Source organism: Burkholderia sp. IDO3, from assembly GCF_003366075.1.
Lineage (GTDB): Bacteria > Pseudomonadota > Gammaproteobacteria > Burkholderiales > Burkholderiaceae > Burkholderia > Burkholderia anthina.
In genome coordinates, this window is record NZ_CP028962.1 from 2,687,754 (window position 1) to 2,705,843 (window position 18,090).

Consider the following 18,090-nt stretch of genomic DNA (forward strand, 5'->3'; position numbering starts at 1 on the left):
TTCCACGAGCCCGCGGGCGCGACACGCGCGACGATTCGGCCACGCCACGGCCCGAATCCGGCGCCGCGTGCGCGACGACGAGCGAGGCTCGGCGTGTGTCCGTCAGACTGATGTTGCGCATTCGATACATCCGAGCCCGGCGTTGCCGTCGTTCGGCGCGCATGCCCAATCTCCGGGCGGCAGGGCAAATTGTCACGCCAGGAATTTGACATTTGGCCCCGTCCGCCGCTTCTCCGACCCTGCCATGGGTATCTATCGGCAGCGCCGGGCGCAACCCGTCGCCACCAGATCGTAAGCGGATGGGAAGCTCGCTCGCCGAGTCGGCCGGGCGCGTTATTCAAGTCCCCGCCGACAATCCTCCGAGACACATCAATTGGAACAAATTTCCGATCGGAATACCGAGAGCAGAACAGCCGCGCTGTAGCAATTTTTTACAACTTCGCTTGAGCGGCCGGCCACCGAACGCCCGTCACACGGGCGGCGGCAGCTCCAGCGATGAGCAAATGTGCACAATCGCACATCACTTGCCTCACGTATTTTTCGATTGAATCGAGACTAATTTAATACAAATAAAAATGCCGATTCCCCATGAATTAATAAGTTAACAAAACGTCAATTTTTCTCGATCCGGATTGTTACCGAAACATTACAAATCAGAAAGGCGGCCCTGGTTCGCAAACGTTTGCCATTTCATTTTCCTTACTTTTCGAGGCATCCCGTGTGTAATGTAGCGCACACATCGCACATAAACCATTGAATCATATGAGTTTTTACACAGCATCAGGGTGCGCGCGAAGCCCTACACTCTGCATTCTCGTTATTTTCCAAATCGTTACGTGCCAATACATCAAAACGCGACACATTGACCTTCCTTTAACTTTCAAAACCCTCCATTTATCACTATTTGTCAATCTCAAGAAAATATCTCAAATAAACTCCGCCCATCATTTTTGAGATTCGCGCGAGCGCACGGCAGATTCATCTGACGAAATAGACCGGTGTGTTGCGTTGCGTATTTGGAGGTAGCACGACATGAACCGCACATACCGCTCTATCTGGAACGAAGCCCTCGGCACCTGGGTTGCAGCATCGGAAATTTCTACCGCACGCGGCAAGCCGAATAAGTCTGCCGTGGCGAAAGCCGTTGCAACCGCTGTTCTGGCAGGGGGGATTGCCGTCGGCAACGTCGCGCACGCGCAATATTCTGCTGGCGGCACCTTTGGCAGCGTGGCGGCGACCGGGTCACAGTCGATCGCAATCGGTGGCAATAACGGCAGCACCACGACGGCGAGCGGCTCGACGTCCATCGCAATCGGCGCGAATGCAACCGCCTCCGGCGACTACTCGCAAGCCTTCGGCCAGAATTCGAAGTCGACGGGCAACAGCTCCATCGGTATCGGCTCGGGATCGCAGGCGACGGCAAACGGCGCCGCCGCGGTCGGCAACGATGCGAAGGCACAGGGCTCGAGCTCGGTCGCCATCGGCGGCGGCGACGGTTCCGGCCTGGGGGGTGCTACGGCCGGCGCGTCCAATTCGGTTGCGATCGGACGCTACTCGGTGGTGAATTCGACCGCAACGGGTGCTACCGCGATCGGCCTCAACGCCACCGCGCAATACGCCAACAGCGTCGCAATCGGACAGGGCAGCGTCACCGGCACGGCAGCGCCGACCGGAACCGGCTACCTGACCGGCAGCACGGCGCCTACGTCGGAAATGTCGATCGGCAGCTCGACGAATCTTCGCCGCATCACCAACGTCGCCGACGGCTCCGCTCCCCACGATGCGGTCACCGTGGCTCAGCTCAGCACCGGAATGAGCACGACGACGAGCGCGATCAGCAGCCTGTCGTCGTCGACGTCGACGGGGTTGTCGTCGGCTACCAGCTCCATCGGGTCGTTCTCGACCGGTCTCAGCTCGACCAATAGCAACGTCACGTCGCTTTCGTCGTCCACGTCGACGGGGCTCTCGTCGGCCACCAGTTCCATCGGCTCGCTCTCGACCGGCCTCAGCTCCACCAATAGCAACGTCACGTCGCTTTCGTCGTCCACGTCGACGGGGCTCTCGTCGGCTACCAGCTCCATTGGCTCACTTTCGACCGGACTCAGCTCGACCAACAGCAACGTCACGTCGCTGTCGTCGTCCACGTCGACGGGACTCTCGTCGGCCACCAGTTCCATCGGGTCGCTCTCGACCGGCCTCAGCTCGACCAACAGCCACGTCACGTCGCTTTCGTCGTCCACGTCGACAGGGCTGTCGTCGGCCACCAGCTCCATCGGGTCACTGTCCACCGGACTCTCGTCGACCAACAGCTCCGTCGGTTCGTTGTCCACCGGCCTCAGCTCGACCAACAGCAATGTCACGTCGCTTTCGTCGTCCACGTCGACGGGGCTCTCGTCGGCCACCAGTTCCATCGGGTCGCTTTCGACCGGACTCTCGTCGACCAACAGCTCCGTCGGTTCGTTGTCCACCGGCCTCAGCTCGACCAACAGCAACGTCGCTTCGCTTTCGTCGTCGACTTCGACAGGGCTCTCGTCGGCGACTAGCTCCATTGGGTCGCTCTCGACTGGCCTCAGCTCGACCAATAGCAACGTCACGTCGCTGTCGTCGTCCACGTCGACGGGGCTTTCTTCGGCGACCAGCTCGATCGGTTCGCTGTCCACCGGCCTCAGCTCGACCAACAGCAACGTCACGTCGCTGTCGTCCTCGACGTCGACGGGGCTCTCGTCGGCCACCAGTTCCATCGGTTCGCTGTCCACCGGACTCTCGTCGACCAACAGCTCCGTCGGTTCGTTGTCTACCGGCCTGAGTTCGACCAACAGCAACGTCGCTTCGCTGTCGTCGTCGACTTCGACGGGGCTTTCGTCGGCCACTAGCTCCATCGGCTCGCTCTCGACCGGTCTCAGCTCGACCAACAGCAACGTCACCTCGCTGTCGTCGTCCACGTCGACAGGTCTCTCGTCGGCCACCAGCTCGATCGGTTCGCTCTCGACGGGGCTGAGCTCGACCAATAGCAACGTCACCTCGCTGTCGTCGTCGACTTCGACGGGCCTCTCGTCGGCTACCAGTTCCATCGGGTCGCTTTCGACCGGTCTCAGCTCCACCAACAGCAACGTCACGTCGCTGTCGTCGTCGACTTCGACGGGGCTTTCGTCGGCTACCAGTTCCATCGGCTCGCTTTCGACCGGTCTCAGCTCCACCAACAGCAACGTCACGTCGCTGTCGTCGTCCACGTCGACCGGTCTCTCGTCGGCTACCAGCTCCATCGGCTCGCTCTCGACCGGCCTCAGCTCCACCAATAGCTCGGTTCTGTCGCTGTCCACGTCCACGTCGACCGGTCTGTCGTCGGCGACCAGCTCGATCGGTTCGCTGTCCACCGGCCTCAGCACGGTCACGACCAAGACCGACAACCTCGGCAGCAGCACAGCTGCGGCGCTCGGCGGCGGTGCGAAATATGATTCGACGACCGGAACGGTTTCCGCTCCGGCATACACGACCTACAACGCGAACGGCACGACGTCGACCGCCAATAGCGTCGGCTCGGCGATCGACAACATCAACAGCCAGGGCATCAAGTACTTCCACGCGAATTCGACGGCTGCCGACAGCCAGGCGCTCGGCACCGATTCCGTTGCGATCGGCCCGAATGCCGTCGCCAACAATACCGGCGATGTCGCGCTCGGCAGCGGCTCCGTCACCGAAGCACCCAATCCGACGCCGACCGGTACCGTCGGCGGCGTGACGACCACGTTTGCGGGTGGCAACCCGAGTAGCGTTGTCAGCGTCGGCGACGCAAGCAAGAACACCACGCGTCAGATCACCAATGTCGCGGCCGGTCAAATCACCTCGACCAGCACCGATGCGATCAACGGCTCCCAGCTCTTCGCGACCAATTCGGCCGTCGACTCGCTGTCGACGACGGTATCGTCGTCCAGCAACGTAATCTCGTCGCTGTCGACCGGGATCAACTCGCTGTCGACGGGCTTGAGCTCGACCGACAGCACGGTGACGTCGCTCTCGACTTCCACGTCGACCGGCCTCTCGTCGGCTGATAGCTCGATCAGTTCGCTCTCTACGTCGACTTCGACCGGGATCAATTCGCTGTCGACGGGGCTCAGCTCGACCGACAGCACCGTGACGTCGCTCTCGACTTCCACGTCGACTGGCCTCTCGTCGGCTGATAGCTCGATCAGTTCGCTCTCCACGTCGACTTCGACGGGGATCAATTCGCTGTCCACCGGCCTGAGTTCGACCGACAGCACGGTGGCGTCGCTCTCGACCTCCACGTCGACCGGCCTCTCGTCCGCTGATAGCTCGATCAGTTCGTTGTCCACCTCGACCTCGACGGGGATCAATTCGCTGTCGACGGGCCTCAGTTCGACCGACAGCACGGTGACGTCACTCTCGACTTCCACGTCGACTGGCCTCTCGTCGGCTGACAGCTCGATCAGTTCGCTGTCCACGTCGACTTCGACGGGGATCAATTCGCTGTCGACCGGTCTCAGCTCGACCGACAGTACGGTGACGTCGCTCTCGACCTCCACATCGACCGGTCTGTCATCGGCTGATAGCTCGATCAGTTCGCTCTCTACGTCGACTTCGACGGGGATCAATTCGCTGTCCACCGGCCTCAGCTCGACCGACAGCACGGTGACGTCGCTCTCGACTTCCACGTCGACTGGCCTCTCGTCGGCTGATAGCTCGATCAGTTCGCTGTCCACGTCGACTTCGACTGGGATCAATTCGCTGTCCACGGGCCTCAGCTCGACCGACAGCACGGTGACGTCGCTCTCGACTTCCACGTCGACTGGCCTCTCGTCGGCTGACAGCTCGATCAGTTCGCTGTCCACGTCGACTTCGACGGGGATCAATTCGCTGTCCACGGGCCTCAGCTCCACCGATAGCACGGTGACGTCGCTCTCGACTTCCACGTCGACCGGCCTCTCGTCGGCTGATAGTTCGATCAGTTCGCTGTCCACGTCGACTTCGACGGGGATCAATTCGCTGTCCACGGGCCTCAGCTCGACCGACAGCACGGTGACGTCGCTCTCGACTTCCACGTCGACTGGCCTCTCGTCGGCTGACAGCTCGATCAGTTCGCTGTCCACGTCGACTTCGACGGGGATCAATTCGCTGTCCACGGGCCTGAGCTCCACCGATAGCACGGTCGCTTCGCTCTCGACTTCCACGTCGACCGGCCTGTCGTCGGCCACCAGCTCGATCAGCTCGCTGTCCACCTCGACTTCGACCGGCATCAATTCGCTGTCCACGGGCCTCAGCTCGACCGACAGCACGGTGACGTCGCTCTCGACTTCCACGTCGACTGGCCTGTCTTCGGCCACCAGCTCGATCAGCTCGCTGTCCACCTCGACTTCGACCGGCATCAACTCGCTGTCCACGGGCCTCAGCTCGACCGACAGCACGGTGACGTCGCTCTCGACTTCCACGTCGACTGGCCTCTCGTCGGCTGACAGCTCGATCAGTTCGCTGTCCACGTCGACTTCGACGGGGATCAATTCGCTGTCCACGGGCCTGAGCTCCACCGATAGCACGGTCGCTTCGCTCTCGACTTCCACGTCGACCGGCCTGTCGTCGGCCACCAGCTCGATCAGCTCGCTGTCCACCTCGACTTCGACGGGGATCAACTCGCTGTCGACGGGCTTGAGCTCCACCGATAGCACAGTGACGTCGCTCTCGACTTCGACTTCGACGGGCCTCTCGTCGGCCACCAGCTCGATTAGCTCGTTGTCCACGTCGACCTCGACGGGTATCAACTCGCTGTCGACGGGCTTGAGTTCCACCGACAGCACGGTGACGTCGCTCTCGACCTCCACGTCGACTGGCCTCTCGTCGGCTGATAGTTCGATCAGTTCGCTGTCCACGTCGACTTCGACGGGGATCAATTCGCTGTCCACGGGCCTCAGCTCCACCGATAGCACGGTGACGTCGCTCTCGACTTCCACGTCGACTGGCCTCTCGTCGGCTGATAGCTCGATCAGTTCGCTGTCCACGTCGACTTCGACCGGCATCAACTCGCTGTCCACGGGATTGAGCTCGACCGATAGCTCGGTCACGTCGCTCTCGACCTCCACGTCGACTGGCCTCTCGTCGGCTGACAGCTCGATCAGTTCGCTCTCTACGTCGACTTCGACCGGGATCAACTCGCTGTCCACCGGCCTCAGCTCGACCGACAGCACGGTGACGTCGCTCTCGACTTCCACGTCGACCGGCCTGTCGTCGGCTGACAGCTCGATCAGCTCGCTGTCCACCTCGACTTCGACCAGCATCAACTCGCTGTCCACGTCGACTTCGACGGGGATCAATTCGCTGTCCACGGGCCTCAGCTCGACCGACAGCACGGTGACTTCGCTCTCGACTTCCACGTCGACTGGCCTGTCGTCGGCCACCAGCTCGATCAGCTCACTGTCCACCTCGACTTCGACCGGCATCAACTCGCTGTCCACGGGCCTCAGCTCGACCGACAGCACGGTGACGTCGCTCTCGACTTCCACGTCGACTGGCCTGTCTTCGGCCACCAGCTCGATCAGCTCGCTGTCCACCTCGACTTCGACCGGCATCAACTCGCTGTCCACGGGCCTCAGCTCGACCGACAGCACGGTGACGTCGCTCTCGACTTCCACGTCGACTGGCCTCTCGTCGGCTGACAGCTCGATCAGTTCGCTGTCCACGTCGACTTCGACGGGGATCAATTCGCTGTCCACGGGCCTGAGCTCCACCGATAGCACGGTCGCTTCGCTCTCGACTTCCACGTCGACCGGCCTGTCGTCGGCCACCAGCTCGATCAGCTCGCTGTCCACCTCGACTTCGACCGGCATCAATTCGCTGTCCACGGGCCTCAGCTCGACCGACAGCACCGTGACTTCGCTCTCGACTTCCACGTCGACTGGCCTCTCGTCGGCTGACAGCTCGATCAGTTCGCTGTCCACGTCGACTTCGACGGGGATCAATTCGCTGTCCACGGGCCTGAGCTCCACCGATAGCACGGTCGCTTCGCTCTCGACTTCCACGTCGACCGGCCTGTCGTCGGCCACCAGCTCGATCAGCTCGCTGTCCACCTCGACTTCGACCGGCATCAATTCGCTGTCCACGGGCCTCAGCTCGACCGACAGCACCGTGACTTCGCTCTCGACTTCCACGTCGACTGGCCTCTCGTCGGCCACCAGCTCGATCAGCTCACTGTCCACCTCGACTTCGACCGGCATCAACTCGCTGTCCACGGGCCTCAGCTCGACCGACAGCACGGTGACGTCGCTCTCGACTTCCACGTCGACTGGCCTGTCTTCGGCCACCAGCTCGATCAGCTCGCTGTCCACCTCGACTTCGACCGGCATCAACTCGCTGTCCACGGGCCTCAGCTCGACCGACAGCACGGTGACGTCGCTCTCGACTTCCACGTCGACTGGCCTCTCGTCGGCTGACAGCTCGATCAGTTCGCTGTCCACGTCGACTTCGACGGGGATCAATTCGCTGTCCACGGGCCTGAGCTCCACCGATAGCACGGTCGCTTCGCTCTCGACTTCCACGTCGACCGGCCTGTCGTCGGCCACCAGCTCGATCAGCTCGCTGTCCACCTCGACTTCGACCGGCATCAATTCGCTGTCCACGGGCCTCAGCTCGACCGACAGCACCGTGACTTCGCTCTCGACTTCCACGTCGACTGGCCTCTCGTCGGCTGATAGCTCGATCAGTTCGTTGTCCACCTCGACTTCGACGGGTATCAACTCGCTGTCGACGGGCTTGAGCTCCACCGATAGCTCGGTGGCGTCGCTCTCGACTTCGACTTCGACGGGCCTCTCGTCGGCCACCAGCTCGATTAGCTCGTTGTCCACGTCGACCTCGACGGGTATCAACTCGCTGTCGACCGGTCTCAGTTCGACCGACAGCACCGTGACGTCGCTGTCGACCTCCACGTCGACGGGGCTTTCGTCGGCCACCAGTTCGATCAGTTCACTGTCGACTTCGACTTCGACCGGCATCAACTCCCTGTCGACTGGCCTCAGCTCGACCGACAGCACCGTGACTTCGCTCTCGACTTCCACGTCGACTGGCCTCTCGTCGGCTGATAGCTCGATCAGCTCGCTGTCCACCTCCACGTCGACGGGCATCAACTCGCTGTCCACGGGCCTCAGCTCGACCGATAGCACGGTGACGTCGCTCTCGACTTCCACGTCGACCGGCCTCTCGTCGGCAACTAGCTCGATCAGCTCGCTGTCCACCTCCACGTCGACCGGGATCAACTCGCTGTCGACGGGCTTGAGCTCGACCGACAGCACGGTGGCTTCGCTCTCGACTTCCACGTCGACTGGCCTCTCGTCGGCTGACAGCTCGATCAGTTCGTTGTCTACCTCGACTTCGACCGGCATCAATTCGCTGTCGACCGGTCTCAGTTCGACCGACAGCACCGTGACGTCGCTGTCGACCTCCACGTCGACGGGGCTTTCGTCGGCCACCAGCTCGATCAGTTCGTTGTCCACCTCGACTTCGACGGGTATCAACTCGCTGTCGACGGGCTTGAGCTCCACCGATAGCTCGGTGGCGTCGCTCTCGACTTCGACTTCGACGGGCCTCTCGTCGGCCACCAGCTCGATCAGCTCACTGTCGACTTCGACCTCGACGGGTATCAACTCGCTGTCCACGGGCTTGAGTTCCACCGACAGCACGGTGACGTCGCTCTCGACCTCCACGTCGACCGGCCTGTCCTCGGCCACCAGCTCGATCAGCTCGTTGTCCACCTCGACCTCGACGGGCATCAATTCGCTGTCCACGGGCCTGAGCTCCACCGATAGCACGGTGACGTCGCTTTCGACCTCCACATCGACCGGTCTGTCGTCGGCCACCAGCTCGATCAGTTCGCTCTCTACGTCGACTTCGACGGGGATCAATTCGCTGTCGACCGGCTTGAGCTCCACCGATAGCTCGGTGGCGTCGCTCTCGACTTCGACTTCGACGGGCCTCTCGTCGGCCACCAGCTCGATCAGCTCACTGTCGACTTCGACCTCGACGGGTATCAACTCGCTGTCCACGGGCCTGAGCTCGACCGACAGCACGGTAACGTCGCTCTCGACCTCCACGTCGACCGGTCTGTCGTCGGCCACCAGCTCGATCAGTTCGTTGTCCACGTCGACCTCGACGGGTATCAACTCGCTGTCCACGGGCTTGAGTTCCACCGACAGCACGGTGGCGTCGCTCTCGACCTCGACTTCGACTGGTCTGTCGTCGGCGACTAGCTCGATCAGTTCGTTGTCCACCTCGACTTCGACCGGCATCAACTCACTGTCGACGGGTCTGAGCTCGACCGACAGTACGGTAACGTCGCTCTCGACCTCGACGTCGACCGGTCTGTCCTCGGCCACCAGCTCGATCAGCTCATTGTCCACGTCGACCTCGACGGGTATCAACTCGCTGTCCACGGGTCTCAGCTCGACCGACAGCACGGTGACGTCGCTCTCGACTTCGACCTCGACCGGCATCAACTCGCTGTCCACGGGCCTGAGCTCGACCGACAGCACGGTAACGTCGCTCTCGACCTCGACGTCGACCGGTCTGTCGTCGGCGACTAGCTCGATCAGTTCGTTGTCCACGTCGACCTCGACGGGTATCAACTCGCTGTCCACGGGTCTCAGCTCGACCGACAGCACGGTGACGTCGCTGTCGACCTCCACGTCGACTGGCCTCTCATCGGCCACCAGCTCGATCAGCTCGTTGTCCACCTCGACCTCGACGGGTATCAACTCGCTGTCCACGGGCTTGAGCTCCACCGATAGCTCGGTGGCGTCGCTCTCGACCTCGACTTCGACTGGTCTGTCGTCGGCGACTAGCTCGATCAGTTCGTTGTCCACCTCGACTTCGACCGGCATCAACTCACTGTCGACGGGTCTGAGCTCGACCGACAGTACGGTAACGTCGCTCTCGACCTCGACGTCGACCGGCCTCTCGTCGGCCACCAGCTCGATCAGCTCGTTGTCCACGTCGACCTCGACGGGTATCAACTCGCTGTCCACGGGTCTCAGCTCGACCGACAGCACGGTGACGTCGCTCTCGACTTCGACCTCGACCGGCATCAACTCGCTGTCCACGGGCCTGAGCTCCACCGATAGCACGGTGACGTCGCTTTCGACCTCCACATCGACCGGTCTGTCGTCGGCCACCAGCTCGATCAGTTCGTTGTCCACGTCGACCTCGACGGGTATCAACTCGCTGTCCACGGGCTTGAGCTCCACCGATAGCTCGGTGGCGTCGCTCTCGACCTCCACGTCGACCGGCCTGTCGTCGGCCACCAGCTCGATCAGTTCGCTGTCGACTTCGACTTCGACGGGCATCAACTCCCTGTCGACTGGCCTCAGCTCCACCGACAGCACGGTAACGTCGCTCTCGACCTCGACGTCGACCGGCCTGTCGTCGGCCACCAGCTCGATCAGCTCGCTGTCCACGTCGACTTCGACCGGCATCAACTCCCTGTCGACTGGCCTCAGCTCCACCGACAGCACGGTAACGTCGCTCTCGACCTCGACGTCGACCGGCCTGTCGTCGGCCACCAGTTCGATCAGCTCGCTGTCGACTTCGACCTCGACCGGCATCAACTCGCTGTCCACCGGCCTCAGCTCGACGAACAGCACGATCACGTCGTTGTCGACCTCGACCTCGACCGGCATCAACTCGCTGTCCACCGGTCTGAGTTCGACGAACAGCACGATCACGTCGCTGTCCACCTCGACCTCGACCAGCGTCAGCTCGCTGTCCACCGGCCTGAGTTCGACGAACAGCACGATCACGTCGTTGTCGACCTCGACCTCGACGGGCATCAACTCCCTGTCGACCAGCCTGAGTTCGACCGACAGCACGATCGTCTCGCTGTCCACGTCGACCTCGACGGGCATCGGCTCGCTGTCCACCGGCCTGAGCTCGACGAACAGCAACGTGGCCTCGCTGTCCACGTCGACCTCGACCGCGATCAACGACGCGAAGACGCACTACTACAGCGTCAACGACAACGGTACGCAGCAAGGCAACTACAACGACAGCGGCGCAACGGGCGTCAACTCGCTCGCAGCCGGCGTGAACGCCAGCGCGGCAGGCGCCAGCAGCGTCGCGGTCGGCGACGGCTCGAGCGCTGCGTCGGCCGGCGCGGTCGCGATCGGCCAGAACGCATCGGCCACCGGCGGCAAGGCGGTGTCGATCGGCTCCGGCAACACGGCAAGCGGCGACGGCGCGGTCGCAATCGGCGACCCGAGCGTGGCAACGGGCACGGGCGCCGTGGCAATGGGCGCGAACGACACGGCCAGCGGCGACGGCGCCGTGGCGCTCGGCAACGCGAACACGGCGAACGGCGCCAACGCCGTCGCACTCGGCGGCTCGAGCCAGGCGACCGCGGACAACACGATCGCACTCGGCAACAAGGCGACCGCGAGCGCCACGGGCGCGCAGGCCTACGGTTCGAACGCCTCGGCAACCGCGGCCGACGCTCTCGCGCTCGGCTCGAACGCCACGGCGAACGTCGCGAACTCGGTCGCACTCGGCGCGAACTCGGTCACGGGTACGGCAGTGGGCACGTCGAGCACAACGATCGGCGGCGTCACGTACTTCTTCGCGGGCAGCTCGCCGGTAGGTGTCGTGAGCGTCGGTCAGCCGGGCCAGGAACGCCAGATCACGAACGTCGCGGCAGGCCAGGTATCGGCCACCAGCACGGACGCGATCAACGGCAGCCAGCTCAACGCGACGAACCAGGCGCTCAACAGCCTGTCCACGTCGACCGCGTCGAACATCTCGTCGCTGTCGACCGGCATCGGCTCGCTGTCCACCGGCCTGAGCTCGACGAACAGCAACGTGGCCTCGCTGTCCACGTCGACCTCGACCGCGATCAACTCGCTGTCGACGGGCCTCAGCTCGACGAACAGCAACGTGTCGTCGCTGTCCACGTCGACGTCGACCGGCATCGGCTCGCTGTCGACCGGCCTGAGCACGACGAACAGCAACGTGGCCTCGCTGTCGACGGGCGTGACGAACATCAACAACACGCTGAACCAGCTGTCGACGACGATCAACAACAACCAGGCGCGTGCGGCGAACACCTCCGGCATCGCGGCCGACATGAACGGTACCGGCAACGACAAGCCGACCGTGACGACCGGCTCGAACTCGGTGGCGATCGGCGCGAATTCGACCGACGGCGGCCGTTCGAACGTGGTGTCGGTGGGTAGCGACACGCAGCAGCGCCAGATCACGAACGTCGCGCCGGGTACGGAAGGCACCGACGCGGTGAACGTGAACCAGCTGACGCAGGTGCAGACGACGCTGTCGACGGCACTGTCGGGCCAGCAGGCGCAGATCAACACGCTGGGTTCGCAACTGCAGCAGACCGACCAGATGGCAAAGCAGGGTATCGCGGCCGTCGGCGCGATGGCCTCGATCCCGCAGCTCGATCGCGATGCCAACTTCGGGATGGGTGTCGGTACGTCGACCTTCCTCGGCCAGAAGGCGATGGCGGTCAACATGCAGGCCCGCATCACGGAAAACCTGAAGGCGTCGATCAACGGCGGCTTCAGCGGCGGTCAGAAGGTGATCGGCGCCGGCATGCTGTATCAGTGGAAGTAACCCGTCGCGCCGCCACGCCGCCCGGCTCGCCAGCCGGGCCGGACGTGGCGGCTCCGACGGCAGGACGAACCCGCCGCGCCCCGCACGGCGGGCTTCGGTCAACCCAAGCCTTGAGGACGTAACCGTGAACAAACTCGCTCTCGCGCTCGCGCTTTCCGCAATGGGCCTCGCCGCGTGCTCGACCGCATCCGGCCCGACCTACAGCGCATCCGAACTGCAGCCGCGCGACGGCGTGCGCACGTTCCAGGTGGACTGCCACGGCCTGCTGTCGGGCCCGCAGACCTGCATGAAAGCCGCCCGCAAGATCTGCGGCGACCAGCCGGTGCGCACCGTCGATTCGGTCCGCGCGCTGCGCGACAGCTCGGATCCGGCGACGCTGGTGTTCCAGTGCGGCGCCGCGCCGGCGGAAACGGCGTCGGCCGCCGAACCGGCACCGGCTCCCGCGCCCGCGGTCGAGCACGTCAACCTGGCCGGCGACGCGCTGTTCGCGACGGGCCTGGCCACGCTGACGCCCACCGCGCGCGCATCGCTCGACAAGCTGCTGAGCGAACGCGAAGACCGCACGTACTCGCAGGTGACGGTGACCGGGTATACGGATTCGACGGGCAACGATGCATCCAATCTCGCGCTGTCGAAGCGCCGCGCGCAAACCGTCGCGGGCTACCTGAAGACACACGGGCTGAACGCGCAATCCGTGTCGGTGACGGGCCGCGGCAGCGCCGATCCGGTCGCGTCCAACGCGACGGCCAAAGGCCGCGCCAGCAACCGCCGCGTCGAAATCTCGCTGCAACGCTGAACGGCAGCCGTCGCGGCCCCCCCGGGCGCCGCACGCGTCCGCCCGCGACGGCCGCGAACCGTGGCGGGCACATCCGCCCCGCCGGCAGCCCGCCGGACCGTTCCGGCACCGCTTCGCCGGGGCGCCGCGACGGCGTCGGCGCTATGTCAAAGTTCGTCATGCCCCTCCACAAACCGGCGACTTCCGTGCCACAATCGGCGCAGACAGTTGCCGGGCGTTCCGCCCGCATCGCGCGCCGTGCCAATCCCGCGCGACGGCATTCCGGAACCCGGCGGCCGCCCCGCGCTCCGCGCCGCTCGACTTGTTTTGCAGCGCACGCCGGCGCACACGCAACCATGACAATCCACGGCGCGCCGTTTTCGGGCCGCTCGCTCGACGCCACGGCCGCACGCACGACGCCGCAGAGGAAACCAACCGGTGACGGACATCAATCAAGCCGCCTCGGGTCGCACCCGCAAGCAACGGCCGGCCGTCGGCATCTCGCTGTTTGCGCGGGACGGCCAGGCGATCTGGGAAAACGGCATCCATCAGAACATCGCGTTCCTCGCGATGATGCTCAAGCGCTCGGACCGAGTCGGCCCCGTCTATTTCCTGAACGGCGGCGACGCCAACGCGCTGCCGGCCGGGCTCGACCTCGACGGCCTCGACATCCCGCTCGTGAAGCCGACCGACGTGACGCATGAGCTCGACGTCGTGATCGAGATGGGCGCCCAGCTGCCGGTGGAATGGATGAAGCACATGAAGGCGCTCGGCAAGAAATGCGTCGCGTGCTACGTCGGCCACACATATAGCGGCCTCGCTGAAACGCCGATCTTCGGGAAGCCGTCGGGGCACGTCTTCAACGGCACGTCGTTCGACGAAGTGTGGGTGCTCGAGAAATCGGAGAAGATCGACGCGCCGCTGCTGCGCACGCTGCTGCGCGCGCCGGTCTACACGATTCCGCACCTGTGGTCGCCATACTTCCTCGAGCGCCGCATCGCCGCGCTCGCGGCCGAGGGCGTGACCTTCGGCTACCGGCCCGGCCAGCGGCCGTGGCATCTCGCGACGCTCGAACCGAACATCTCGGTCGTGAAGTCGTGCCATTACCCGATGCTCGCGTGCGACGAGCTCTACCGCGCGCGCCCGGACGCCGTGCAGCACATGTTCGTCGTCAACTCGATGCACATGAAGGAACACCCGACCTTCGTGCACTTCGCGAACAGCCTCGACCTGGTGCGCCAGCACAAGGCGACCTTCGAGCCGCGCATGGACCTGCCCGGCTTCATGGCGCGCCATGCGGACGCCGTCGTGTCGCACCACTGGGAAAACGCGCAGAACTATCTGTACTACGACGTGCTGTACGGCGGCTATCCGCTGATCCACAACTCGACGATGCTCGGCGACGCCGGTTACTACTACCCGGACTTCGACGCCGCCGCGGGCGGCCGCGCGCTGCTCGATGCGTGGCTGCATCACGACGAACGGCTCGACGACTATCGCGCGAAAGCCGGCCGGCTGCTGCAGTCGGTCTCGATCGACAACCCCGCGAACCTGGACGCGTTCGTCGCGCGCCTGGTCGCCTGAACCGGAGCATACGCATGTCGGACTCCAATGCCCGTCAAGCGCCCGGCGAGGGCAAGCGTCTCGTCGTCGGCGTCTCGCTGTTCGTGCGCGGCGCCGGCCAGTCGCTGTGGGAAAACGGCATTTTCCAGAACTGCCTGCTGCTGATCCTGCTGCTGCGCCAGTCGCCGCTCGTAGCCGAAGCCGTGATGGTGAACGGCGGCGAACAGCTCGCCGATCCGCAGATGATGCTCGGCGAGTGGGACGTGCCGCTCCTGTCGATGGACGAAGCGCTGCAGCGCTGCGACGTGTTGATCGAAATGAGCGCGCAGTTCGGCGCGGACTACCTGCGCACGTTCCGCGATCGCGGCGGCAAGGTGGTCACGATGCGGGTCGGCAACGACTACGTGATCGACATCGAGCGCGCGATGTTCAACAAGCCGTCGGGCTTCCTGTTCTCCGGCGCGCCGTACGACGCGGTGTGGACGATTCCGGAATTCGAGCGCTCGTGCCTGCACTATTACCAGACGGGCCTGCGCGCGCCGGTCACGATCGTTCCGCACATCTGGCATCCGATGCTGTTCGACAAGGCGCGCGCGACGCTCGGCGCCGGTTTGTCGTTCGGCTACCGGCCCGGCAAGCCGCGCTGGCGCGTGACGATGTTCGAGCCGAACATCTGCATGGTGAAGACGAGCATCGTCCCGATGCTGGTGACCGAGGAAGCGTATCGCGCGAAGCCCGATTTCGTGGAGTTCGTGCGCGTGTGCAATACCGTGCACCTGAAGGAGCATCCGACGTTCGTCCACTTCGCGAAGAGCCTCGACATCGTGAACCACGGGATCACGACGTTCGAAAGCCGCTACGCGGTGTACGAATTCATGGCGGCCTACGGCGATGCGGTGGTGTCGCATACGTGGGAAAACGCGCAGAACTACCTGTACTACGAACTGCTGTACGGCGACTATCCGCTGATCCACAACTCGCCGTTCCTCGGCAAGGCCGGGTATTTCTATCCGGACTTCGATTGCCAGGCCGGCGGCCGCGCGCTGCTGCAGGCGTTCGCCGAACACGACGCGAACCTGGACGCGTATCGCGAGCAGTCGAAGCACGTGCTCGACTCGGTCAGCATCTACAACCCCGACAACGTCGCCGCGTATTCCGACGCGATCGCGTCGCTCTATCGCGACGCGTAACGCGCCGCGCTCCCCGGACTCCGACATGCATGCACTCCCGCCCCTCTCCCGCGCGAAATGGCTGATCGGCTGCGCGCTCGCGTCGATCGCGATCGGCGCGCACGCACAATCCGACGGCGAATCGGCCGACGCACTGCTGCACGACGCGGACATCGTCTTCAAGCTGCTCGACGCCGGCCAGTACCGCGCGGTGTGGGCCGATTCCGCCGCGTTCGTGAAGGCGCGCATCCAGCCGGACCAGTTCGTGGCCGACATCCAGCACGCGCGGCAGTCCGTCGGCACGGTCACCCACCGCGGCTGGGCGCAGATCACGCGCATCCGCTACGCCAACGTCGCGACGATGCCCGACGGCCTGTACGCGAACCTCGACTACGCGACGACGCTCACGAGCGGCGCGACCGTGTTCGAGAAACTGAGCTTTCGCCTCGACGACGACGGCCGCTGGCACCTGACCGGCTACGTGCCGCGCCAATCGCAGAATTACGCGCCGTAACCCGCGCATCGCCCGCCCGGAGCCGCAGATGAAAATCAATGTCGCGATTACGATGAACGTGCAGCGCGACGCGACGCAGTCGATCTGGTACAACGGCGCGAACCAGCACTGCGTGTACCTGTACATGCTGCTGAAAAGCTCGCCGCTGATCGGCGAAGTCTGGCTCGCGCACGACGACGGCATCGCCGAATACCCGCAGGCGCTGATGATGGACGCGTTCGGCGATGCGCTGCGCCCGCTGTCCGCGGTCGTCCACCAGACCGACCTGCTGATCGAGATGAACGCGTTCATCGACCCGTCGCACGCGGACGCCGTGCGTGCGCGCGGCGGCAAGTGCGTGTCGTACCGCTTCGGCAACGACTACGTGATCGCGGTCGAGACGATCAACTTCGAGAAGAACAACTGGCGGCCGAACCCGCACCGCGTGCAGTTCGACGAAATCTGGACCAACCCGCAGCACATGCACACGTGCGCGGCCTATTTCCAGGCCGTCTACCGCGCGCCGGTGATCGCGCTGCCGCACATCTGGTCGCCGTACTTCATCGAACGCAGCCTCGACGCCGATCCCGACCTGAAGGCACGCTTCGGCTACCGCAACCACGGCCCGGCCAAGCGCATCGCGTTCTTCGAACCGAACCTGAACGTCGTGAAGAGCGCGATCGTGCCGATGCTCGCCGCGAACGCGTGCTACGTCGAACACCCGGAACTCGTCGAACACGTGTACATGACCAACACGTTCGACAAGAAGGAAAACGTCGCCTTCAAGCATCTCGCGCTGGGGCTCGAGATGGTGCGCGACGGCAAGGCAACGGCCGACGTGCGCGCGCCGTTCATCGCGTGGGCCGCGCACCATACCGACATCGTCGTGTCGCACCACTGGGAAAACGGGCTGAACTACCTGCTGTACGACGCGCTGTACGGCAACTACCCGCTCGTGCACAACTCGCCGTTCCTGCGCGACGTCGGCTATTACTACCCGGACTTCGAGATCTTCGATGCGGCGCGCGCGATCGCGACCGCCGCGCAAACGCACGACGCGCGGCTCGACGATTACGCGGCAGCGGCCCGCCGCTGCCTGCATCAGGTCGACGCGCTTGCCGAACACAACGTGCGCGCGTATTCGGAACAGATCCAGCGGCTGTTCGCCGGGCGCGCGCTCGGCTGAGCGTCTTCGCACGCGTTCCCCGCCCATGAATCAGGCCGTCCGCAGTTTCGTCGTGATCGATTCGATTCACGGCCCGTTCGTCATCAACCGGCACTGCGAGCGTCAGGCCGAGACCCTGATCAAGACCGGCCGGCCGCCTATCCAGGACGAGCTCGACACGAGCCTGCAGGTGATCGACCAGTTGCCCGACGACGCGATCACCGTCGACGGCGGTGCGCACGCGGGGCGGTGGGACGATGCGGCCGACCGCGCATTGGCGCTCGTGCTCGGCGGTTTCGGAAAAGATTGACCACCG

Annotated in this window: 7 protein-coding genes; all 7 read left to right on the plus strand. The window is 64.2% G+C overall.

All coding sequences use genetic code 11. The features are described from left to right. Positions 1-1,032 precede the first annotated feature (1,032 nt). The 7 genes from DCN14_RS12380 to DCN14_RS12415 all read left to right on the plus strand — a co-directional run bounded on the left by DCN14_RS12380 (position 1,033) and on the right by DCN14_RS12415 (position 18,084). Positions 1,033-12,609, plus strand: coding sequence for an ESPR-type extended signal peptide-containing protein (locus tag DCN14_RS12380; RefSeq protein WP_115531409.1), 11,577 nt, complete (start codon positions 1,033-1,035; stop codon positions 12,607-12,609). Between the two features lie 124 nt (positions 12,610-12,733). Continuing rightward, positions 12,734-13,405, plus strand: a complete 672-nt coding sequence (locus DCN14_RS12385; RefSeq protein WP_096507698.1) for an OmpA family protein — start codon at positions 12,734-12,736, stop codon at positions 13,403-13,405. Positions 13,406-13,822: 417 nt separating this feature from the next. Continuing rightward, a complete protein-coding gene (locus DCN14_RS12395; protein ID WP_096507699.1) occupies positions 13,823-14,968 on the plus strand; it encodes a DUF2827 domain-containing protein in 1,146 nt (381 codons plus the stop codon). Between the two features lie 14 nt (positions 14,969-14,982). Then, the gene (locus tag DCN14_RS12400; protein ID WP_096507700.1) at positions 14,983-16,137 is read left to right on the plus strand and encodes a DUF2827 domain-containing protein; all 1,155 of its coding nucleotides are present in this window, start codon (positions 14,983-14,985) and stop codon (positions 16,135-16,137) included. Between the two features lie 25 nt (positions 16,138-16,162). Then, entirely contained in the window at positions 16,163-16,630 is a 468-nt protein-coding gene (locus DCN14_RS12405) for a DUF4019 domain-containing protein (RefSeq protein ID WP_096507701.1), read from the plus strand. A 28-nt stretch (positions 16,631-16,658) separates the two neighbouring features. Continuing rightward, positions 16,659-17,795: a DUF2827 family protein gene (locus DCN14_RS12410; protein WP_096507702.1), complete on the plus strand. Its 1,137-nt coding sequence runs from the start codon at positions 16,659-16,661 to the stop codon at positions 17,793-17,795. Between the two features lie 25 nt (positions 17,796-17,820). Further along, entirely contained in the window at positions 17,821-18,084 is a 264-nt protein-coding gene (locus DCN14_RS12415) for a hypothetical protein (protein WP_240327211.1), read from the plus strand. The last annotated feature ends 6 nt before the right edge of the window (positions 18,085-18,090 follow it).